The sequence below is a fragment of the Mesorhizobium sp. M0062 genome (genome assembly GCF_040323125.1).
GTDB lineage: Bacteria > Pseudomonadota > Alphaproteobacteria > Rhizobiales > Rhizobiaceae > Mesorhizobium.
Genome location: NZ_JAMYUO010000007.1, coordinates 101,058 through 122,880, shown reverse-complemented (window position 1 = coordinate 122,880; position 21,823 = coordinate 101,058). Strand labels below are relative to the sequence as shown.

The following is a 21,823-nucleotide window of genomic DNA, read 5'->3' as shown; positions in this document are numbered from 1 at the left end:
CTGCTATCCCTTTTTCTTCGCCGCCGGCTTCTTGGTCGCCGACTTCTTGCCAGTGGTTGTCTTGCCAGTGGTTTTCTTGCCAGTGGTTGTTTTGGCAGTGGTTTTCTTGGCTGTGGGGGCCCTGGCGGCTGCCGCCTTGCGGAACGGCTTCTTGCCGCCCTTGGCTTCCTTCTCGGCAATCAGCGCCACCGCGTCCTCGACGGTCACCGACTGCGGATCCTTGCCCTTGGGCAGTGTCGCGTTGACCTTGCCGTAGTTGACATAGGGCCCGTATTTGCCATCGCGCACGACGATCTTGCCGCCGCCATCGGGATGGTCGCCGAGTTCCTTCAGCGCCGCCGCAGCGCCGCCATTGCGGCCGCCCTTGCCCTTCAGCTGCCTCTCGGCGATCACGGTGACAGCGCGGTTGAGGCCGATCGAGAACACATCCTCTATGCTGTCGACATTGGCGTAGGTGCCATCGTGCAAAACGAACGGACCATAGCGGCCAAGCCCGGCGGAGATCATCTTGCCGGACTCGGGATGCTTGCCGATGTCGCGCGGCAGCGACAGCAGCGCCAGGGCCTTCTCATGGTCGATGGAATCAGGCGTCCAGCCCTTGGGCAGGCTGGAGCGCTTGGCTTCCTTGCCGTCGCCGCGCTGGATATAAGGACCGAAGCGGCCTGAGCGCAGCGTGATTTCCTCTGCCGTGTAGGGGTCCTTGCCGAGCACCTTGGTGCCGTCCTCGCCCCCGCCATTCTCGCCATTCGGGTTGGCTGCGTCGCCGAGTTGGCGGGTAAAGGAACATTCCGGATAGTTGGAGCAGCCGACGAAGGCGCCGAACTTGCCGAGTTTCAGCGACAGATTGCCGGAGCCGCATTTCGGGCAGATGCGGGGATTCGAGCCATCCTCCCGCGCGGGGAACACCAGCGGCGCCAGTTCCTCGTTCAGCGCATCGAGCACGTCGGTGACGCGCAGTTCCTTGATGTCGGCGACGGCGCCGGAAAAATCTTTCCAGAAGTCGCGCAGCACGTCCTTCCAGGCGAGCTTGCCGTCGGAAATCTCGTCAAGCTTTTCCTCGAGTGAGGCCGTGAAGTCATATTCGACATAGCGCTCGAAGAAGCTTTCGAGGAAAGCCGACAGCAGCCGGCCCTTGGCCTGCGGCACCAGCCGGCGCTTGTCGATGGTGACGTAGTCACGGTCTTCCAACGTCTTCAGGATCGCGGTGTAGGTCGACGGACGGCCGATGCCGAGCTCTTCCAGCTTCTTGATCAGCGACGCCTCGGAGTAGCGCGGCGGCGGCTCGGTGGTGTGCTGGGTGGCATTGATCGCCTGACGGGCCAGCTGCTCGCCGGCACGGATCTCGGGCAGACGACGGTTTTCCTCGTCTTCGGCGTCGTCGTCCTTCTGGTCGGTGTAGGCGGCGATGAAGCCGTCGAAGCGAACGACGGAACCGACGGCGCGAAGCTCCGCGGTGCGAGCGCCATTGACCGCCTCGATTTCGACCGTGGTACGCTCGATCTCGGCCGACTGCATCTGGCTGGCGATGGCGCGCTTCCAGATCAATTCGTAAAGCCGCAGCTGGTCGGAATCGAGATACTGCCTGACCGAAGCCGGCGTGCGCATGAAATCGGTCGGGCGGACCGCCTCGTGCGCTTCCTGGGCATTCTTAGCCTTGGCTGTGTACTGGCGCGGCTTTTCCGGGAGGTATCGTGGGCCGAATTCCTTGGCGATGGTGTCGCGTGCGGCGTCGATCGCCTCCGGCGCCATCTGCACGCCGTCGGTTCGCATATAGGTGATCAGGCCGGTGGTCTCGCCGCCGATCTCCATGCCTTCATAGAGGCGCTGCGCCACTTGCATGGTGCGCGTCGCCGAAAAGCCGAGGCCCGACGATGCCGCCTGCTGCAGCGTCGAAGTGGTGAAGGGCGGGCCAGGATTGCGCCGCGTCGGCTTGGCTTCCACCGACAGAGCCTTGAAGGTCGCGCCTTCGAGCATGCCCTTGATATCGTCGGCCTGCGCCTTGCTGGCGATGTCGAGCTTCTGCAGCTTCTTGCGCTCGAACGCGGTCAGCCGCGCCTCGAAGCTGTCGTTACGTGGCGTGCCGAGGAGGGCAGCGATCTGCCAGTATTCCTCGCGGATGAAGCGCTCGATCTCGGATTCGCGGTCGCAGACCAGGCGCAGCGCCACCGACTGGACGCGGCCGGCCGAACGGGCGCCCGGCAATTTGCGCCACAGCACCGGCGACAGCGTGAAGCCGACGAGATAATCGAGTGCGCGGCGAGCCAGATAGGCATCGACCAATGGTGCATCGATCTGGCGCGGATTGGCCATCGCTTCCAGCACCGACGACTTGGTTATGGCATTGAAGACGACGCGGCTGACCGGCTTGTCCTTCAACACGCGCTTCTGCTTGAGCACCTCCAGCACGTGCCAGGAAATGGCTTCGCCCTCGCGATCCGGATCGGTGGCGAGGATCAGGCCATCGGCATCCTTGACCGCGTTGGCGATGTCGGTGAGACGCTTTCCGGAAGCGGTGTCGACCGCCCAGGACATGGCGAAATCCTCGTCGGGACGCACCGAACCATCCTTGGCCGGCAGATCGCGGACATGGCCGAACGAGGCCAGAACCTTGAAGTTCTTGCCGAGATACTTGTTGATTGTCTTTGCCTTGGCCGGCGATTCGACGACGACGACGTCCATGAGGTCTCATATCAGCTGTGGGGGCGGCAGAAGAATTCCGCTGCGTGACGCATTCAATTGGTCGCTCACATGGCCGCGCTTTTGCGATCGGTCAAGGGCAAGCGGCCAAAATGCGGAGGCGTGTGCCGCAATACACTCTTAGAGTGTATGGAGAAGATCACAAAATTTTTTGTCTGGGAGGGTTCGTGTTTCGAGCCACCGGGAAAGGTGCCGCGACCAGTTCGTGCTGCCCGTAAATGCCGAACTGGCCGCCGGGTCGCTTGGAGCCGGCGGCCAGCCGAGTCCCGCCGATGGGGTGCGGGATAGAGGTTCGGACGATCAGTCGGCCTTGACGATGTGCCAGACTTCGCCGACGCCGTCGCCGGTGACGTCACCGGCCTTCTTGTCCTTGATGAAGGTGTAGACCGGCTTGCCGTCATAGGCCCACATCTTGGTGCCGTCGGTGCGGTCGACGATGGTCCATTCGTCGTCCGCCTTGGCGCCGTCCTCGGCCTTCAGCGGCGGCCAGTTGGTGGCGCATTTGTCATAGCAGTTGGTCTTGCCCTTCTCGTCCTTGTCATAGGTATAGAGCGTCATGCCGTTGGCATCGGTGTAGATCTTGGTGCCAGCGACTTCCGCTTCCTTCCACGCTTCGGCGGCGAAGGATGCGGCGGTGCTGAGCAGAAGGGCGGCCAGGCCGACGGTGATCGTTTTCATGGAAATCTCCCTGGTGATCCGACGAAGCGCGCAGAAACCGCGGCTTCGCTCTGTGAACGTTCGGCGAGGGACATTTCTTCCCCGGCTTGGTCAACTTGGGATTGGCCGACAACAAATTCGTCCGGCCGGATCGTATCTGTAGCCAAATTCCACACGATGGTGATTGGCGAACACGATTTTGCGTCGCTATATCGGCGCCAAGGAATCTGGAGTTCTGGAATGCCATTGGACATCGGCTATGTCAGCGCGGTCGGAGCGGGGGCGATCTCGTTCCTGTCGCCTTGCGTGCTGCCGCTGGTGCCGCCCTATCTCTGCTACATGGCCGGCGTGTCGGTCGACGACTTTCGCGGTGGCGGTGCCGGCGTCACGGCCAAGGCCGGCGCCCGCGGCGCGCTCATCTATTCCTCGCTCGCCTTCGTACTCGGTTTCTCCACCGTGTTCGTGGCGCTTGGCGCCGGCGCCTCGACCATCGGCCACTGGCTGCGCGTCTGGCAGGAGCCGCTGGCGATGGCGGCCGGGGTGCTGATCGTCCTGATGGGGCTGAATTTCCTCGGCATCCTGCGCATACCACTTCTGTCGCGCGAGGCGCGCTTTCAGTCGCAGGGCAAGCCTGCCAGCATGGTCGCCGCCTATGTCATGGGGCTGGCCTTCGCCTTTGGCTGGACGCCGTGCATCGGCCCGGTGCTGGGGCCGATCCTGACCTTGGCCGGCGGCCGCGAGACGGTGGGCGAGGGCGCTCTTCTGCTTGCCGCCTATTCGCTTGGCCTCGGCATTCCGTTCCTGATTGCTGCCCTGTTCTCCGGCGCCTTCATGCGCTTCCTGGGCAGGTTCCGCGTCCATCTCGGCCGCGTCGAAAAGGCGATCGGCGCGCTGCTGGTTATCGCCGGCGTGTTCTTCCTCACCGGTGGCGTGCAGACGGTGTCCTATTGGCTGCTGGAGACATTTCCGGTGCTGGGCCGGCTGGGGTAGAGATCCGCTGATCGAGAGTGAACTGCCTCATCACCTCACCGGAATTTAACCGCATTGGTGCAGCATGACGCCAGATGCTACCACTCTCCGATTCCTGATCCCTTTTCAGATGGTTGTCCTTCCATGAGCCAGAGATCCTGTCTGTCCGTCATCCTCGCCGCCGGCGAAGGCACGCGCATGAAGAGCGCTCTGCCCAAGGTGCTGCACCAGATCGCCGGGCTGCCGATGGTCGCCCATGTTGTGAAGGCGGCCGGGGCCGCCGGTGCTGCCAGCCAGGCGCTGGTGATCGGCCATGGGGCGGAGGAAATGCGCAAGGCTGCGGCGAAGTTCGCCCCCAAGGCCGAGACGTTCGTGCAGGAGAAGCGGCTCGGCACCGCGCATGCCGTGCTGGCCGCACGCGGTGCAATATCAAGGGGTTATGACGACATTCTCGTGATGTTCGGCGACACTCCGCTGATCGATGCTGAAGCCCTGGTGACCGCACGGCGAAAGCTTGCCGATGGCGCGGCCGTCGTGGTGATCGGTTTCCGTCCGCTCAGCCCGGCCGGCTATGGCCGGCTGATCGAAAAGGGCGGCAAGCTGACTGCCATCCGCGAAGAGAAGGACTGCTCCGCCGAGGAAAAGAAGATCGGCTTCTGCAATGCCGGCATGATGGCGGTGGCCGGCGCTCATGCGCTCGAACTGCTCGACAAGGTCGGCAACAAGAACGCCAAGGGCGAGTTCTATCTCACCGACATCGTCGAGATCGCCAGCGCGCAGGGCGTAGATGTCGTTGCCACCGAAACCAGCTTCGAGAGTGCGCTAGGCATCAACAACCGAGCCGAACTGGCGCAGGCGGAAGACATCTGGCAGACGCGTCGCCGGCACGAGGCGATGCTGTCGGGCGTAACGCTGATCGCGCCGGAGACCGTGTATTTCTCGCACGACACCGAAATCGGCGCCGACACGATCGTCGAGCCCAATGTCTGGTTCGGCCCGGGCGTGAAAATTGCAACCGGGGCCAAGATACACGCTTTCAGCCACATAGAGGGCGCCACCATCGCCTCCAATTGCGACGTCGGTCCGTTCGCGCGGCTCAGGCCTGGCGCCGATCTGAGGCAAAAGGCCAAGGTCGGCAATTTCTGCGAGGTCAAGCAGGCGGTCATCGAGGAGGGCGCCAAGGTCAATCATCTGACCTATATCGGCGATGCCCGTGTGGGCGCGGGGGCCAATATCGGCGCCGGCACCATCACCTGCAACTATGATGGTTATTCAAAGTTCTTCACCGATATCGGCGAGGGTGCCTTTGTCGGCTCGAACTCGTCGCTGGTGGCGCCGGTTTCCATCGGCAAGGGTGGCTACATCGCCTCGGGCAGCGTCATCACCGAAAGCGTGCCGGACGATGCGCTGGCCTTCGGCCGCGCCCGCCAGAAGACCATTCCCGGGAAAGGCAAGGAATTGCGCGAGCGCTTTGCCTCGGCCGCGGCGGCGAAGAAAAAGGCCGGCACCGACCATTAACCGCCGAAGCAATTGAACAACCGAGGAATTGCGGTAACCGGATTGCAAGAGCGGTGTGTCATGGTGCATCGGGTTGAGAAGCGTTCCGTTACACCAGACGAAATGCAAAGTGACTTTCGCGGCGGGCCGGCAATCCCTAGATAACGCTGGTTTTCCATCGGGACTGGTTTTCCAGGTGAATCGGGGGCAGGCGCATGTGCGGTATCGTCGGAATTGTCGGCCAGAGCCAAGTCGCGCCGCTCATTGTCGATGCTTTGAAGCGGCTTGAATATCGTGGCTATGACTCCGCCGGAGTCGCCACCGTCGAGAAAGGTGCGCTCGGCCGCCGCCGCGCCGAAGGCAAGCTCATCAACCTCGAACGCCGGCTGAAGGAAGAACCGCTCGACGGCACCATCGGCATCGGCCACACGCGATGGGCGACCCATGGCGTGCCCAACGAGACCAACGCCCATCCGCATTTTTCCAACGGCGTCGCCATCGTTCACAACGGCATCATCGAGAATTTCGCCGAGTTGCGCGATGAGCTGATCCGCGACGGCTATTCCTTCTCGTCGCAGACCGACACCGAGGTCGTAGCGCATCTGGTGGCGCGCGAACTCGCCAAGGGGTTGAAGCCGATCGAGGCGGCGCATCAGGCGCTGAAGCGACTGGAAGGCGCCTTTGCTCTGGCCATCATGTTCACCGGCGACGAGGACCTCATCGTCGGCGCCCGCAATGGCCCTCCGCTGGCCGTCGGCCATGGCGATGGCGAGATGTTTCTGGGCTCCGACGCCATCGCGCTGGCGCCCTTCACCAATTCCATCACCTACCTTGAAGACGGCGACTGGGCGGTGGTGCGCCGCGATGGCGTCACCATCTTCGACATCGACGGCAAAGAGGTTGCCCGCAAGCGCCAGCAATCACTATCGACCAGTTTCATGGTCGATAAGGGCAACCGCCGCCATTTCATGGAAAAGGAAATCCATGAACAGCCCGAGGTGATCTCGCATACGCTGGCGCACTATGTCGATTTCGTCTCTGGCGTGTCGAAGCCGCTGGAACTGCCGTTCGACTTCGCCAAGATCGGCCGGCTGGCGATCTCGGCCTGCGGCACCGCCTATCTCGCGGGGTTGATCAGCAAATACTGGTTCGAGCGCTATGCGCGGCTGCCGGTCGACATCGATGTCGCCTCGGAATTCCGCTATCGCGAAATGCCGTTATCGGCTGATGATGCCGCCTTCTTCATCTCGCAGTCGGGCGAAACCGCCGACACGCTGGCCTCGCTGCGCTATTGCCGCAAGGCCGGCATGAAGATCGGCGCAATCGTCAATGTTCGCGAATCGACCATGGCGCGCGAATCCGACGTGGTGCTGCCGACGCTGGCCGGGCCGGAAATCGGCGTCGCCTCGACCAAGGCTTTCACCTGCCAGCTTTCGGTTCTGGCGTCGCTTGCGGTGCGCGCCGCCGTGGCGCGCGGGACGATCTCGAAGGACGAGGAAAAGACGCTGGTGCGCGCGCTTTCGGAAGCGCCGCGCTATGCCAACCAGGTGCTCAAGCTCGAGGAGCAGATCGAGCGCATCGCGCGCGAAATCTCGCGCTACAAGGACGTGCTCTATCTCGGCCGCGACACCAATTTCCCGCTGGCCATGGAAGGCGCGCTGAAACTCAAGGAAATCTCTTACATCCATGCCGAGGGCTATGCCGCGGGCGAACTGAAACACGGGCCGATCGCGCTGATCGACGAGAACATGCCGGTCATCGTCATCGCGCCGCATGACCGCATCTTCGAAAAGACGGTGTCGAACATGCAGGAAGTGGCGGCGCGCGGCGGCAAGATCATCCTGATCACCGACGCCAAGGGCGCGGCGCAGGTCAGCGTCAAGACGATGGAGACGATCATCCTGCCAGACGTGCCGGAAATCATCTCGCCGATCATCTACGCGCTGCCGATCCAGATGCTGGCCTACTACGCCGCCGTCTTCATGGGCACCGACGTCGACCAGCCGCGCAATCTAGCGAAATCGGTGACCGTGGAGTAGTCGGCGCTCATCGGCGGTCTTAAAAACTTCGCGGTTCCAAAGCGCCGTTCGCTTCACTAGTGTGGCCCTGCAACCCGCGTCCCCGGTGAACCATGTCCGATGCTCCCAGAACTTCCGGCATGACCCGGCTGAGGAACTATTTCCTCACAGGCTTTATCGTCTGCGCGCCGCTGGCGATCACCGCCTATATCGCCTGGTCGTTCGTCGGCTGGGTCGATTCCTGGGTGAAGCCGTACATTCCGGCGCGCTACAGCCCCGACACCTATTTGCCGTTTCCGGTGCCCGGCTTCGGCCTGATCGTGGCGCTCGTGCTGATCACGCTGATCGGCTTCATGACCGCCAACATCGTCGGCCGCGCGATCGTCAATTTCGGCGAACGGCTGCTTGGCCGTATGCCGCTGGTGCGCGGCATCTACGGTTCGCTGAAGCAGATATTCCAGACGGTGCTGTCGAACAAGGGCGATATGTTCCGCCAGGTCGGGCTGGTCGAATATCCGCGAAAAGGCGTCTGGTCGCTGGTGTTCGTCGCCAGTGAAAAGGAAACCGAGATCAACCAGAAGCTCGACCATGCAGGCGACCCGATGATCGCCGTGTTCATGCCGTGCACGCCGAACCCTACCACCGGTTTCCTGATGTACGTGCCGAAATCCGACATCGTGCTGCTCGACATGACGATCGAGGACGGCGCCAGGCTGATCGTCTCGGCCGGGCTGGTGGCGCCCGAAGTCAAGCCGAAAATGGTGACCATGAACGGCCAGCCGATCGACGGAGATCTCGCCAACCCGCCGCTTGGCGCTTTGGCTCAGCCGGCACGCAAGAGCCGCACGGCCTCGTCGCGGCCGAACAAATAGAGCAGCAGCCGCAGCGCCTCGCCGCGCTCAGACTGTAGTTCCGGATCACGCGACAGGATCAGCCTTGCATCGTCGCGGGCTGCTTCGAGCAAGTCGGCGTGCACCTCGATGCGCGCCACCTGGAAGCCCGGCGTGCCGGACTGGCGGGTGCCGAGCAATTCGCCTTCGCCGCGCAGCTTCAGATCCTCTTCGGCGATCAGGAACCCGTCCTCGGTCTCGCGCATCACCGACAGCCGGCGCTTGGCCGTTTCGCCGAGCGGGTCCTTGTAGAGCAGCACGCAGGAAGAAGGCTTGTCGCCGCGGCCGACGCGGCCGCGCAACTGGTGCAGTTGCGCCAGGCCAAAACGTTCGGCATGCTCGATGACCATGATGGTGGCGTCCGGCACGTCGACGCCGACCTCGATGACGGTGGTGGCGATCAGGATGCGGGTTTCGCCGGCCTTGAACGCGCGCATCGCCTCGTCCTTTTCGGCGCCCTTCATGCGGCCGTGGACGAGGCCGATGCGATCGCCGAACAAGGGCTGCAGCGAGGCAAAACGGTCCTCGGCCGACATCAACTTGATCTCTTCGGATTCCTCGACCAGCGGGCAGATCCAGTAGATCTTCTGGCCGTCGGCAACCGCGTCCAGCATGCGACCGACCAGTTCGTCCAGCCGTTCCAGCGGCAGCGTGACGGTGCGGATCGGCTGGCGGCCGATCGGTTTTTCCGTCAGCTTGGAGACGTCCATGTCGCCGAAGGCGGTCAGCACCAGAGTGCGCGGGATCGGCGTCGCCGTCATCACCAGCATGTCGGGGGCGTCGCCCTTGGCGGTGATGGCAAGCCGCTGGTGGACGCCGAAGCGGTGTTGCTCGTCGACCACGGCAAAGACGAGGTCGTGATAGGCCACCGTTTCCTGGAACAGCGCATGGGTGCCGACGACGATGTCGATCTCGCCGCTGGCGAGACCTGATAGCGTTTCAGTGCGTTCGCGGCCCTTTTCGCGGCCGGTCAGGATAGCGACGCGCAGGCCGGCCTGTTCGGCCAAAGGCGTGATCGTCGCCAGATGCTGGCGCGCCAGGATTTCGGTCGGCGCCATCAAGGCCGCCTGGCCGCCGGCCTCGACTGCGCGCCCCATGGCCAGCAGCGCCACCACCGTCTTGCCGGAGCCGACATCGCCTTGCAGCAGGCGCAGCATGCGCTCGGGGTCGGCCAGATCGGCATTGATTTCGGCAAGCGCGAATTCCTGGCTGCCGGTCAATGAATACGGCAGGGCTGCGCGCAGTTTCTCGACGATGCGACCGTCGCCGATGAGCGGCCGGCCCGACAGGCGGCGCACTTTTGCCCGCACCAATGCCAGCGAGACCTGGCCGGCGAGAAGCTCGTCATAGGCAAGGCGGCGCCATGCCACCCCCTCGATGGCGACATCGATCGGGTCCGCGGGATAGTGGATGCGGGCGAGCGCGTCGGCGAAGGCGGGGAAAGTCTGCTTGCGCATGAAGGCGCCGTCCTGCCATTCCGGCAATTCCGGCAGCCGGCCGAGCGCCTGGCCGATGGCGCGGCGCAGCACCTTGCCCGACAGGCCGGCGGTCAGCGGATAGACCGGTTCGACCAGCGGCAGTGTTTCCGCCTCGCTCACCAGGGCGATATGGTCGGGATGGACCATGGTCGGGCGGCCGTTGAACCACTCCATGCGGCCGGAGACGACGACATGCTCGCCCACCGGCATCGCCTTTTCGAGATAGGCGGCATGGGCGTGGAAGAAGATCAGGCCGATCTCGCCGGTGTCGTCATGGGCATAGACGCGGTAAGGCACCGACCGGTTGCCGCGCGGCGGCGGCTGGTGGCGGTCGATGCGCACGTCGAGCGTGACGATGGCGCCGGCCGGCGCAAGCGCGATGCCGGGACGATTGCGGCGGTCTATGACGGTGTGCGGCAGAACGAACAACAGGTCGCCCGCGCGCGCCGGCCGTTCGCCGAGATCGGCCGCCACCACCTTCTCAATCAGAGCGCCAACCTTGGGGCCGACGCCGGCAAGCGAAGTGATCGGGACGAAGAGAGGGTCGAGGAGGGAGGGGCGCATGGCTTCACTCTCCCCCCTGTGGGGAGGGTCGATCCGCGAAGCGGAGCGGGGTGGGGGTAGGTGCGCGTCTAACTTCAGAAGAAGGCGGCGCACCAGCGCCGCACCCCGTCTCACTCGCTTCGCTTTGCGAAGCGTGCTCGCCGACCCTCCCCACAAGGGGGAGGGTGAAGTGCGGGCGGTGTCCGGCACCAGCGTTGTCAGGAGTGTTCTTCACACCCGGGATGTTTAGCCGCCCACCCGTGCGTTGCAAGGCTGACACCGCCCTCTATCCACGCTATATGCGCCGCACCAAGCAAGGATGCGGCACGATGACCGGGACGAAACGATCGAGCGAGGGGCTGGATATCAGGCGCCGCAAGCTGTTGTTCCGCTCCTGGCATCGCGGGATGCGCGAGATGGACCTTATCCTCGGTACGTTTGCCGACAACGAGATCGGCGCCTTGACCGGCGATGAAATCGACCAATATGAAAGGCTCCTCGACATCCCCGACACCGAATTCCTGCCCATGGTCACCGGCGAACGCCCGGTTCCCAGGAATATCGACTGTGCCGTCCTGCAAAAGATCCTGGCATCGCGCCGGACCATGACATTTTAAACGTGCAACCATGAGCCTCATTCCCAGAATCGGTCTGCCGAAAGGCCGTGCCGGCCAGTTCATCGTCGACGGCGTTGCCGATGGCTACGAAGCCTTTGCGCTGGTGCAGGCGATCCATGAGATTGCGCCTGACAAACCGGTGCTGTTCGTGGCGCGCGACGGCCAGCGCCTGCCGTCGATCATCGAGGCGCTGACCTTTGCCGCCCCCGGCCTGCCGGTGTTGGAGTTGCCGGCCTGGGATTGCCTGCCCTATGACCGCGTTTCTCCCGGCTCCGATGCCGCCGCCAAGCGGCTCGACGCGCTGACGGCGATGATCGCGCTGGCGAAAAAGCCGCATCGCGCCGTCATCCTGACCACTGCCAATGCGCTGCTGCAGCGCATTCCGCCGGCCGATCTGGTCGAAGCGCAGACTTTCCACGCAAGGCCCGGCAACCAGATCGACATGAACGCGCTGGTGTCCCGGCTGGAGATTTCCGGCTTCGAGCGGGTGCCGACGGTGCGCGGTATCGGCGAATTCGCCGTGCGCGGCGGCATCCTCGACCTCTACGCACCCGGCTGGACGGAAGCACTGCGGCTCGATTTCTTCGGCGACACGCTGGAATCGATCCGCGTCTTCGACGCCGCCACGCAGCGCACCACCGGCCAGCGCAAGTCGATGGCGCTGCAGGCGATGAGTGAAGTGGCGCTGACCCCCGAAACCATCAGCCGCTTCCGCCGCTCCTATATCGAAGCCTTTGGCGCGCCGCAGCGCGACGACGGCCTTTATGCGGCGGTGAGCGAAGGGCGGCGCTTTGCCGGCATGGAGCACTGGCTGCCGCTGTTCTACGAGCGGCTGGAGACAGTGTTTGATTATCTGCCGGATGCGCCTGTCATCTTCGACCATCTGGCGCACGAAGCGCTGGCTGAGCGTCACACGCTGATCCTCGACCACTACGAAGCGCGCCGCAAACAGGCCGACGCCGCCTTGAAGGACGCCGTGCCCTACAAGCCGGTGGCGCCGGACCTGCTCTATCTCTCACCGGAAAACCTCGTAGCGTCGCTCGGACCGCGCGAAGCCATCGACTTCACCGCCTTCGACGCGCCCGATGTCGGGGCCAAGAAGGTCTTCCATGGCGGCTCGCGCCATGGCCGCAGCTTTGCCGAGGAACGGGCTGACCCAAACATCAACGTCTTCGATGTCGTCGTAAAACACATCGCTGACGAGCGCGCGGCGCGCCGCCGGGTCATCGTCGCCGGCTGGACCGAAGGCTCGCTCGACCGGCTTGGCCAGATCCTGGCCGAGCACCATCTCGGCAATCTCGTGCCGGTGGCGACGCTGGCCGAGGCGGAAAAGCTCGAGCCGGGGCAGGCGGCACTCGCCGTGCTGCCGCTGGAATCCGGCTTCGAGACCGAACAGCTGGTTGTCGTCGCCGAGCAGGACATTCTGGGCGACCGGCTGATCCGCCGCTCGAAGCGCAAGAAGCGCGCGTCGGATTTCATCGCCGAGGCCTCGTCGCTGTCGGCCGGCGACATCGTCGTCCACGCCGATCACGGCATTGGCCGCTTCATCGGCCTGCGCACCATCGAGGCGGTCGGCGCGCCGCATGACTGCCTGGAAATCCACTATGCCGGCGACGACCGGCTGTTCCTGCCGGTGGAAAACATCGAGCTTCTGTCGCGCTACGGCTCTGACACAGCCGAGGCGACGCTGGACAAGCTCGGCGGCGGCGCCTGGCAGTCGCGCAAGGCGCGGCTGAAGAAGCGCCTGCTCGACATGGCCGGACAGCTGATCCGCATTGCCGCCGAGCGCCAGATGCGTACCGCGCCGCCCATGGTGCCGGCGGAAGGGCTTTACGGCGAATTCTCGGCGCGCTTTCCCTATGAGGAGACCGACGACCAGCAGGGCGCGATCGATGCCGTCGTGGACGATCTCGGCGCCGGCAAGCCGATGGACCGGCTGATCTGCGGCGATGTCGGCTTCGGCAAGACCGAAGTGGCGTTGCGCGCCGCCTTCATCGCTGCGATGGAAGGGTTCCAGGTCGCGGTCGTGGTGCCGACGACGCTGTTGTCGCGCCAGCATTTCAAGACCTTTTCGCAGCGCTTCTCCGGCCTGCCGATCCGCGTCAGCCAGGCCTCGCGGCTGGTCGGCGCCAAGGAACTGGCGGAAACCAAGAAAGGCATCGCCGAGGGGCAGGTCGACATCGTCATCGGCACCCATGCACTGCTCGGGTCGGCGATCTCGTTCAAGAATCTCGGCCTGCTGATCATCGACGAGGAGCAGCATTTTGGCGTCAAGCACAAGGAACGGCTGAAGGACCTCAAAACCGACGTCCACGTGCTGACGCTGTCGGCGACGCCGATCCCGCGCACGCTGCAGCTTGCCTTGACCGGCGTGCGCGAACTGTCGCTGATCGCCACGCCGCCGATCGACCGCATGGCGGTGCGCACCTTCATCTCGCCTTTCGACCCGCTGGTCATCCGCGAGACGCTGCTGCGCGAACGCTATCGCGGCGGCCATTCCTTCTATGTCGTTCCGCGCATCAGCGATCTCGCCGAAATCCATGACTTCCTGCGCGAATCCGTCCCCGAGCTGAAGGTGGCGGTGGCCCATGGCCAGATGCCGCCGGGCGAACTCGACGACATCATGAACGCCTTCTATGACGGCCAGTACGACGTGCTGTTGTCGACCACCATCGTCGAATCCGGGCTCGACATTCCGACCGCCAACACGCTGATCATCCATCGCGCCGATATGTTCGGCCTGTCGCAGCTCTACCAGCTGCGCGGCCGCGTCGGCCGTTCCAAGGTGCGGGCATATGCGTTGTTCACGCTGCCGGCCAACCGCAAGCTCACCGACACGGCCGAGCGCCGGCTGAAGGTGCTGCAGTCGCTGGACACGCTTGGCGCCGGGTTCCAGCTCGCCAGCCACGACCTCGACATCAGGGGCGCCGGCAATCTACTCGGCGAAGAACAATCCGGACACATCAAGGAGGTCGGCTTCGAGCTCTACCAGCAGATGCTGGAAGAGGCGGTGGCCGAGGTGAAGGACTCCGGCGAGGTCCAGGACGGCGGCTGGTCGCCGCAGATCGCTGTCGGCACGGCTGTCATGATCCCGGAAAGCTACGTGCCGGACCTTCAGCTCAGGCTGGCGCTCTACCGCCGCCTTGGCGATCTCGAAAACACAGAGGAGATCGATGCTTTCGGCGCCGAGCTGATCGACCGCTTCGGCCCGCTGCCGGAGGAAGTGAAGCATCTGCTCAAGATCGTCTTCATCAAGGCACTCTGCCGCAGGGCCAATGTCGAAAAACTCGATGCCGGCCCCAAGGGCGTCGTCATCCATTTCCGCAAGCGCGAGTTTTCCAACCCGGTCGGGCTGGTCAAGTACATCGGCGAACAGGGCTCGCTGGCCAAGATCAGGGCCGACCACAGCGTGGTCTTCATCCGCGACTGGCCGACAGCCGAGAAGCGTCTGGCGGGCTCGGCTGTCGTCATGACGCAGTTGGCGCGGCTGGTGGAGAAGGCCGCATAGCCCGCCGGCTACCATTCGCCAGCGCTTGAATTCCGGTCTAGAATAGGAAATCGGCTTCGTGTATGGAGCCGCGATCCCCATGTGGGGCAGGAATGGCGGGCAAAAGCCTGCTGGAAAAGGCGTTTGGGTGCAGCGATGACGAAATGGTCGCCGAATTCTTGGAGAGCGAAGCCGATCAAGCAGGTTCCTGCCTATCCGGACCTTGCCGCGCTGAAGAGCACGGAAGCCCAGCTCGCCACCTTTCCGCCGCTGGTTTTTGCCGGTGAGGCGCGCAAGCTGAAGAAGCAGCTTGCGGCCGTCGCTGCCGGCGACGCATTCCTTCTGCAGGGCGGCGATTGCGCCGAGAGTTTCGCCGAGCATGGCGCGGACAACATCCGCGACTTCTTCCGCGTCTTCCTGCAGATGTCGGTGGTGCTGACTTTCGCCGGCGCGCAGCCGGTGGTGAAGGTCGGCCGCGTTGCTGGTCAGTTCGCCAAGCCGCGCTCGTCCGACAATGAGACCAAGGGCGAGGTGACGCTGCCGAGCTATCGCGGCGACATCATCAACGGCATCGAGTTCGACCCGAAGTCGCGTATTCCCGACCCGGCCCGCCAGGAGATGGCTTACCGCCAGTCGGCGGCGACGCTCAACCTGTTGCGCGCCTTCGCCCAGGGCGGCTATGCCAGCCTGGAGAACGTGCATAGCTGGATGCTGGGTTTCGTCTCCGACAGCCCGCAGGGCGAGAAATACGGCAAGCTCGCCAACCGCATCACCGAGACGATGGACTTCATGAAGGCCGTCGGCATCACCTCGGAAACCAACTACGCCTTGCGCGAGACCGATTTCTACACCAGCCACGAAGCGCTGTTGCTGGGCTATGAAGAGGCGCTGACCCGCGTCGATTCGACGTCGGGCGACTGGTATGCAACCTCCGGCCACATGATCTGGATCGGCGACCGAACCCGCCAGCCCGACCATGCCCATGTCGAATATTGCCGTGGCATCAAGAACCCGCTCGGCCTCAAATGCGGTCCGTCGCTGACGCCGGATGGTTTGCTGGAGCTGATCGACCTGCTCAATCCGGAGAACGAGCCGGGCCGGCTGACGCTGATTGCCCGCTTCGGCTCCGACAAGGTCGCCGACCATCTGCCGAAGCTGGTGCGCGCGGTGCAGAAGGAAGGCCGCAGCGTCGTGTGGTCGTCCGATCCGATGCACGGCAACACGATCGAGGCCGCCGGCTACAAGACGCGGCCGTTCGACCGCATCCTCAAGGAAGTGCAGACCTTCTTCGAGGTGCATCGCGCTGAGGGCACGCACCCCGGCGGCATCCATGTCGAGATGACCGGCAAGAATGTTACCGAATGCACCGGCGGCGCCCGCGCCATCACCGCAGAGGAATTGCAGGACCGCTACCACACCCATTGCGACCCACGCCTTAACGCCGACCAGGCGATCGAATTGGCTTTCCTCGTCTCCGACCTGTTGAAGAAGAGCCATCCCGTGCAGCACAAGCAGGCGGCCAACGGCTGAACCCGTTTTCAGATTGAAGTGGAAAGCGCCGGAGAGATCCGGCGCTTTTTCGTTTTGATCAACGCCCGCGTTCCCAGCGCAATCCGTTGAGCCGGGGATCGTTGGCAAAGGCGGTTCTGGAAAACTCGATGCGCCTTTCCGGAAATTCGCAGATCGCCTGGACGCCGAGGGAGCCCAGCCGGATGCGCCATGTGTGCGGCTCCAGCGGCTTGGCCTTGGTAAAGCCGCGGCATGTCAGCAGCGCCACATTGACGCCCTTCGGGTCGCGCGCCGAACGGTAACGGATCGCCTCCAGCCCAGCCTCACGCGCGACATCGGCAATCGCCTGGCTGGCGGCATAGTCGGTCGGATGCGTCCAATGGGCCCGGTCGCGGTCGAGCGGCGGCCGCGTCAGGTCGATGGCCTTGTCGGTACGGATCGCGGCGGCGAAGGCGGTGTATTCGGCGGCGTCGTGCGGCCATGGCGTGTCGGGCGAATCGGCGAAGAACAACAAGCGGTAGAAGGCCATTTCGGCGACCGCCGTCATGATCGTCTCCGCGGCATAGTAGACACCCAGGGTGCGGCCAGCGCGGCGGAAGCGCGAGCCGTAGGGATAGATCGAGCCGTAGCGGAAGGGCGTCGCCAGGAGATAGTGGAGATGCCGGCATTCCATGGGGATTTGCGGCTTGGTCTCCTCGATCAGATCCTCGAGCAGCGCCTGTTCGTCCAGCGTGTCGACGATCTTCAGCGTCGAGACGCGGTGCTGCGCCTCGACCATGCGCCAGTATTTGCCGTCGAGCCGGACGGCTTCAGACGAGAGCGCGTCGGGAGTCCAGATAGGCAATGACATCGACAAGCCCGGTAATAGTGAGGATCTTTTCAAGCGGGCTGCCATCGAAAGCCGTGTTGGCGTTCTTCAGCCATGCCCGGGCTATCGTCTCGTCACCGCCGACAATGGCATCGAGCGAACGGAACAGCCGCACGAACAGCACCGCGAGTTCGAACGGCTTGGTGCCGCGCTCCAGCAGGAATTCCTGCCTGCGCATGCGTGAAACCGTGGCTTCCGAGACGCCGATGATCGACGCAAGCACCCTGGCGGTTATATCCAAGAGTTCGGCGGCGCGCAGCGTGGCCTTGGTCAGAACCGCGTTTTCGGCCGCCTTCGCGGTCAGATCAGGGGCGGCAGCATTGGGTGGTGTAACAGACATGGCCTCTCTCTTTCCATGGAAAATATAGTCCACGGAAATTCATATGGAAAGAGGCGGGATCCGATAAATTTGCCTGTGCCCGGGAATTGGCTGCACGCCGAAGCGTCAGTCTTTCTTGTAGAGCAGCCAGTTCTTGCCGGTGCGGCCGGCCATTGTCGAGTGCCGGGTGACGCGGTTGCGCCCGCCAACCTTGGAGCGGTAGAGCGCCCGGTCCGCCTTGGTGTAAAGATCCTCCGGGCTTTCCGCTTCGGAAGCCATGCAGATGCCCATGGAAACGGTCACCGTGCCGTAATTGGCGCCGGTCTGGCTGCTGGTGAACGGCGTCTGTTCGATCAGCACGCGGATGCGTTCGGCGATCTCGTAAGTGGTATCCTCGCTGGCGCCCTCGACGATCAGCGCGAATTCCTCGCCGCCGGTGCGGGCAACGAACATGTCTTCACGGATGCTGGTCTGGAAGATTTCAGCGACGATCTGGATGATCTTGTCGCCGACCGGGTGGCCGTAGCGATCGTTGACACCCTTGAAATGGTCGATGTCGGCAAGGATCAGGGCGTTGAACAGGATCCCCTTGTTGGAGGTGTAAATCGCCGTGATTTGCTTGTCGAAGGCGCGGCGGTTCCAGATATGCGTCAAGGGGTCGGTGTCGGCGAGCCGCTTGTACTCCTCAAGCTTCGACTTGACGCTCTCCAGTTCCGCCGTCTTGTCGCTCAGCGTGGTTGCAACCTGCTTGCCGTGGTCGAGGGTCGAGTTGGTGGCCGCCGCCATGGCGCTGGCGACCTTCTGCAGCAGATCCTGCGAAAGCAGGCTGCGGTTGGCGAGGCCACTCGATGTCTCATCGAGGATCTTGCCGTATTTCTCGATATGGCTACGTTCGCTGCGCAGCAGCAAGGCGATGTCCTCGAGTTCCCTGGCCAGCACGTCGCGCGCCTGCTCGACAATGCCGGGACCGTGATGCTGGGCAAAGAAAGCGCGGCCGATGCGGTCGAGATCGTCCTGCGTCGGCTGGTTGCCCAGCGCGACGACGGCCAGGCCGAGTTCGCGATTGGTGCCTTTCAGTGCTTCGTAGAAGATTTCGTAATTGCGCGGCAGGCCAAGCACGCCGAGCTGACGCATGGTCGCCACAACGGCTGTTGCAATGTCGCTGTTTCGGTCGGTCTGGACGGCTGCCGGCTGCATGTTCTGTTCACTCTGCCTCTGGGAACCATCGCAGACCGTGCGAGATGCCGCCGACCGGAGAGTGCCAGCCGTATTTCGGATCATCCTGCGAAAGACACGTCCCCAATCGCGACATTCGCTTGGCAACGACCATAGATGCGCCGGCGCTAAAGTTTCCTTAATGTGCCGCCAGGTAACGCGTCCGTTCTACCGCAGGCTGCAGAAATGGTTTGCAAAGATCCTGAGGTCAGGTCCGAACACGCCCACCCCATGTCGCATTTGCCGGTGCCCGGCTGCGGCAAAACTGAAATCCTCTCGGCCAGCGGCGAAGCCGTGGACGATGGCTGGTGGAGGTAGGGATGAGCAACAACCACAGCGGATCTTGCCTGTGTGGAGCCGTGCGTTTCCAGACGCGAGGGCCGTTGCGCGGCGTCATTTATTGCCACTGTTCGCAGTGCCGCAAGCAGAGCGGGCATTTTTACGCCGCGACCAACGTCGCCGACGGCGACATCACGATAACCGGCGCCGACAACATCAGCTGGTACGAATCGTCTTCCTTTGCCAAGCGCGGCTTTTGCAAGATCTGCGGCTCGGTGCTGTTCTGGAAGCCGGGTCAGAATGCGTATGTCTCAGTTCTGGCCGGATCGTTCGACAACCCGACCGGGCTCGAAGGCCAATGCCACATCTTTGTCGGCGACAAGGGCGATTACTATACGATCGACGATGGACTGCCGCAGTTCGAGAAGTCGACGCCGACGATCAAGGTTGCGGAGGAGTGATTTTGCGGCGGCTGCCTTATTCCCTTGATCCAGCCATTGCGATATCCCCTGCCGGTGATTCGAAGGGGATGCGGCATGCAGCGGCTGATCGGTGCTTACTTCAATTCTGTGCGAGCCTTTCGCAAGCTCGCCGCCAGCGAAAGGGCATTTCAGCAGGAACTGATGCTGCTGGTGCTGGCGCTGCCGCTCGGCTGGTTCGTCTCGGTCTCGTGGCGCGGCTACGCGCTGTTGATCGGCGCGGTGCTGCTGCTCATCATGGTCGAAGTGCTGAACACCGGCATCGAGGCAGCCTGCGATGCCTTCAGTCGCGAGTTCAACGTCGACATCCAGCTCGCCAAGGACTGCGGCTCGCTGGCGGTGCTGATTTCGGTTGTTATCGTCGCCGGCGTCTGGGGAATCGCCCTCATCGAGCGCATCACGGGACTACCGATCTGATCTGAACGCTCCCATATGTTAGTCACCAAAGGAGACTGACGTCGTGGAAGCCAATTTTCTGCTGCTTGAAAGAGCCGGCCTGCCGGAAGACCTGCGCTGGCTGGCGGAAAAATATCCGCGCGAGACATGGCAGGGCCACGCCAACATCCACGGCATGGCAAACATGTGGCTGCAGCGGCACGACATGTTCCGAGAGCTGGGCGGCATGCTCACCAACGGCATTGGCGACTATCGCGAAGGCAGGCTGACGGCGCCGGATTTCGCGCGCTGGTTCGCGCCGCGGCTGAACCACTTTCTCGGCAATCTCGACGGCCACCACAATGTCGAGGACTACCAATATTTCCCGGCTTTCGCCAAGGCGGAGCCGCGCCTGAAGCGCGGCTTCGAAATCCTCGATGCCGACCATCACACCATTCATGAGGGGTTGGAGCGCAACGCCGAGACGGCGAACGCCTTCATCCGCACGCTCGAGGAGAGCGAGGACAGGCAACGCTTCGCCGCCGACGCCTATGCGGACGAGAACAGCCGGCTGATCGCCATGCTGAAGCGGCATCTGGCCGACGAGGAAGATCTCATCATCCCGCTGATCCTCGATCGCGGCGACCGGGCTCTGGTCGAGGACGACGACTGAACCTTACGATATGGTTTCGCTGTCGCGGGCGTCCTTGGCGCGCTCCTTGCCGGCGACGGTGCGGGCGATGAGCCAGGCAAGGATGGCGACACCCAGACCTATGGCAAGCGCGATCAGCAGCCGTTCGTGATGGAGCAGTGCCTTGCCTATCATCTGCTCGGCGCCGAGGCCGAAGACGTAGCCGATGCCGCAGAACAAAGCCGCCCAGACCAGCGACGACACCGCGTTGAGGATAACGAAGCGCGCTACCGAAATGCTGGCGAAACCGGCCGCGATGCCGCCGACCAGGCGCAGGCCATAGATGTAGCGGTTGGACAGGACGAATATGTTGGGATGGGACGAGACGAGACGGTAGGCGTGGTTGAAGCCGGGCCTCGCCTTCAGTTTCAGCACCCTGGGATGGTCGGCAAAGCTGCGGCCGAGGACGAAGAAAAACGTGTCGCCGACGAAGGCGCCAATGGCGGCCGCGAGGAAAGCCTTCCAGAGGATGAAGACATGCTGATGGGCGAAGAAGCCGCCGAGGATGGCCGCACTTTCGCCTTCGGCGACACAGCCCAGGAAAACCGCGATCAACCCATATTGCTCGATGAGGTGATGGACGATCCCGGTCATTGAGAGGTTTGCCGGCCCGACAGTTTTTCGTCTATGCGGTTCACCTGTTCGGCCAGGCGCGCAATGTCCTCGCGCACGCCGATGATCTGGCTGTGGCGCAGTTCGTCCAGCTTTTCATGCAGAGCCATGATCTCGATCTCGGCCTTGAGGTTGACCTCATAGTCATGCGCGGCGTCGATGCGGTCGCGCGCGGCCTGGCGGTTCTGCGACATCATGATCACCGGCGCCTGCAAGGCGGCGATCATCGACAGCACCAGGTTTAGGAAGATGAAGGGGTAGGGGTCGAACGAGTCTCGCCCGAGCAGCCACCAATTGGCGCCGATCCACAGCACCAGGAAAGCAATGAAGGACAGGATGAACGTCCACGAGCCGCCGATGCGGGCAATGGCATCGGCGATCCGGTCGCCGGCGCCCTGAAGGCCGGTGAGGCTGTCGTTGATATCCTGCGAGATGGGCTTGCGGTCGACAGTGCTCTGCAACACCCGCCGCTCGAGCTCGCTGAGGCCCTCCGGCGTTCGCTTCAGCCAGCGGTTGGCCAGTTCTGGCACGGTTTTGTGCATGGATGTCTCCATAGGAAAAGCGTCGGCTTGGCAGCCTCGTTTGCATATAGGAAGATGGCGTTTCGTCAAAAGCGCGGCGCG

18 protein-coding genes are annotated in these 21,823 nt (G+C 63.4%); 10 read left to right on the top strand and 8 right to left on the bottom strand.

The window, feature by feature from the left end:
- Positions 1-3 precede the first annotated feature (3 nt).
- Together topA and NKJ64_RS11315 are read right to left on the bottom strand one after the other, a co-directional pair.
- A complete protein-coding gene (topA, locus tag NKJ64_RS11320) occupies positions 4-2,679 on the bottom strand; it encodes a type I DNA topoisomerase (RefSeq protein ID WP_352462562.1) in 2,676 nt (891 codons plus the stop codon).
- 318 nt (positions 2,680-2,997) lie between these two features.
- On the bottom strand, positions 2,998-3,375 hold the full coding sequence (locus tag NKJ64_RS11315) for a COG4315 family predicted lipoprotein (RefSeq protein WP_023748538.1): 378 nt from the start codon (positions 3,373-3,375) through the stop codon (positions 2,998-3,000).
- A 219-nt stretch (positions 3,376-3,594) separates the two neighbouring features.
- Here NKJ64_RS11315 and NKJ64_RS11310 point away from each other — a divergent pair, with 219 nt between their 5' ends.
- From NKJ64_RS11310 to NKJ64_RS11295, 4 genes are all read left to right on the top strand, one after another.
- A complete protein-coding gene (locus NKJ64_RS11310; RefSeq protein WP_023748539.1) occupies positions 3,595-4,344 on the top strand; it encodes a cytochrome c biogenesis CcdA family protein in 750 nt (249 codons plus the stop codon).
- A 123-nt stretch (positions 4,345-4,467) separates the two neighbouring features.
- Positions 4,468-5,841 (top strand): bifunctional UDP-N-acetylglucosamine diphosphorylase/glucosamine-1-phosphate N-acetyltransferase GlmU, encoded by a 1,374-nt coding sequence (gene glmU / locus NKJ64_RS11305; protein WP_023748540.1) that lies wholly within the window; start codon positions 4,468-4,470, stop codon positions 5,839-5,841.
- A gap of 194 nt (positions 5,842-6,035) precedes the next feature.
- Positions 6,036-7,859, top strand: a complete 1,824-nt coding sequence (glmS, locus tag NKJ64_RS11300) for a glutamine--fructose-6-phosphate transaminase (isomerizing) (RefSeq protein WP_023748541.1) — start codon at positions 6,036-6,038, stop codon at positions 7,857-7,859.
- A 92-nt stretch (positions 7,860-7,951) separates the two neighbouring features.
- The gene (locus NKJ64_RS11295) at positions 7,952-8,710 is read left to right on the top strand and encodes a DUF502 domain-containing protein (protein ID WP_027050381.1); all 759 of its coding nucleotides are present in this window, start codon (positions 7,952-7,954) and stop codon (positions 8,708-8,710) included.
- On the opposite strand, the gene recG is transcribed toward NKJ64_RS11295, so the two are convergent.
- Positions 8,662-10,770 (bottom strand): ATP-dependent DNA helicase RecG, encoded by a 2,109-nt coding sequence (recG, locus tag NKJ64_RS11290; protein ID WP_023748542.1) that lies wholly within the window; start codon positions 10,768-10,770, stop codon positions 8,662-8,664. The genes NKJ64_RS11295 and recG overlap by 49 nt on opposite strands.
- Before the next feature lie 308 nt (positions 10,771-11,078).
- Between recG and NKJ64_RS11285 the strand changes: the two genes are divergently transcribed.
- The 3 genes from NKJ64_RS11285 to NKJ64_RS11275 all read left to right on the top strand — a co-directional run bounded on the left by NKJ64_RS11285 (position 11,079) and on the right by NKJ64_RS11275 (position 16,383).
- Positions 11,079-11,366, top strand: a complete 288-nt coding sequence (locus NKJ64_RS11285; RefSeq protein WP_023681561.1) for an FAD assembly factor SdhE — start codon at positions 11,079-11,081, stop codon at positions 11,364-11,366.
- Between the two features lie 10 nt (positions 11,367-11,376).
- Positions 11,377-14,874 carry a transcription-repair coupling factor gene (gene mfd / locus NKJ64_RS11280; protein WP_352462559.1) on the top strand — a complete coding sequence of 1,166 codons (3,498 nt, stop codon included), beginning with the start codon at positions 11,377-11,379 and terminating at the stop codon, positions 14,872-14,874.
- Between the two features lie 135 nt (positions 14,875-15,009).
- The gene (locus NKJ64_RS11275) at positions 15,010-16,383 is read left to right on the top strand and encodes a class II 3-deoxy-7-phosphoheptulonate synthase (protein ID WP_023734446.1); all 1,374 of its coding nucleotides are present in this window, start codon (positions 15,010-15,012) and stop codon (positions 16,381-16,383) included.
- A 58-nt stretch (positions 16,384-16,441) separates the two neighbouring features.
- Here the strand turns inward: NKJ64_RS11275 and NKJ64_RS11270 are convergent, their stop codons facing one another.
- From NKJ64_RS11270 to NKJ64_RS11260, 3 genes are all read right to left on the bottom strand, one after another.
- The gene (locus NKJ64_RS11270; RefSeq protein ID WP_023734445.1) at positions 16,442-17,212 is read right to left on the bottom strand and encodes an RES family NAD+ phosphorylase; all 771 of its coding nucleotides are present in this window, start codon (positions 17,210-17,212) and stop codon (positions 16,442-16,444) included.
- On the bottom strand, positions 17,172-17,570 hold the full coding sequence (locus tag NKJ64_RS11265) for an MbcA/ParS/Xre antitoxin family protein (protein WP_023701176.1): 399 nt from the start codon (positions 17,568-17,570) through the stop codon (positions 17,172-17,174). The genes NKJ64_RS11270 and NKJ64_RS11265 overlap by 41 nt, the downstream gene beginning before the upstream one ends.
- A 105-nt stretch (positions 17,571-17,675) precedes the next feature.
- On the bottom strand, positions 17,676-18,746 hold the full coding sequence (locus NKJ64_RS11260) for a GGDEF domain-containing protein (RefSeq protein ID WP_023681555.1): 1,071 nt from the start codon (positions 18,744-18,746) through the stop codon (positions 17,676-17,678).
- 338 nt (positions 18,747-19,084) lie between these two features.
- Between NKJ64_RS11260 and NKJ64_RS11255 the strand changes: the two genes are divergently transcribed.
- The 3 genes from NKJ64_RS11255 to NKJ64_RS11245 all read left to right on the top strand — a co-directional run bounded on the left by NKJ64_RS11255 (position 19,085) and on the right by NKJ64_RS11245 (position 20,570).
- On the top strand, positions 19,085-19,504 hold the full coding sequence (locus NKJ64_RS11255) for a GFA family protein (RefSeq protein ID WP_023725736.1): 420 nt from the start codon (positions 19,085-19,087) through the stop codon (positions 19,502-19,504).
- 75 nt (positions 19,505-19,579) lie between these two features.
- The gene (locus NKJ64_RS11250; protein ID WP_023667554.1) at positions 19,580-19,939 is read left to right on the top strand and encodes a diacylglycerol kinase; all 360 of its coding nucleotides are present in this window, start codon (positions 19,580-19,582) and stop codon (positions 19,937-19,939) included.
- A 43-nt stretch (positions 19,940-19,982) separates the two neighbouring features.
- Positions 19,983-20,570 (top strand): hemerythrin domain-containing protein, encoded by a 588-nt coding sequence (locus NKJ64_RS11245; protein ID WP_023667553.1) that lies wholly within the window; start codon positions 19,983-19,985, stop codon positions 20,568-20,570.
- A gap of 3 nt (positions 20,571-20,573) precedes the next feature.
- Here NKJ64_RS11245 and NKJ64_RS11240 read toward each other — a convergent pair whose 3' ends face one another.
- Together NKJ64_RS11240 and NKJ64_RS11235 are read right to left on the bottom strand one after the other, a co-directional pair.
- Complete coding sequence (locus NKJ64_RS11240) at positions 20,574-21,182, bottom strand: DedA family protein (RefSeq protein ID WP_023734443.1); 609 nt, start codon at positions 21,180-21,182, stop codon at positions 20,574-20,576.
- Positions 21,179-21,742, bottom strand: a complete 564-nt coding sequence (locus NKJ64_RS11235) for a DUF1003 domain-containing protein (protein WP_023691179.1) — start codon at positions 21,740-21,742, stop codon at positions 21,179-21,181. Before NKJ64_RS11235 ends, NKJ64_RS11240 begins: the two co-directional genes overlap by 4 nt.
- Between the last annotated feature and the right edge of the window lie 81 nt (positions 21,743-21,823).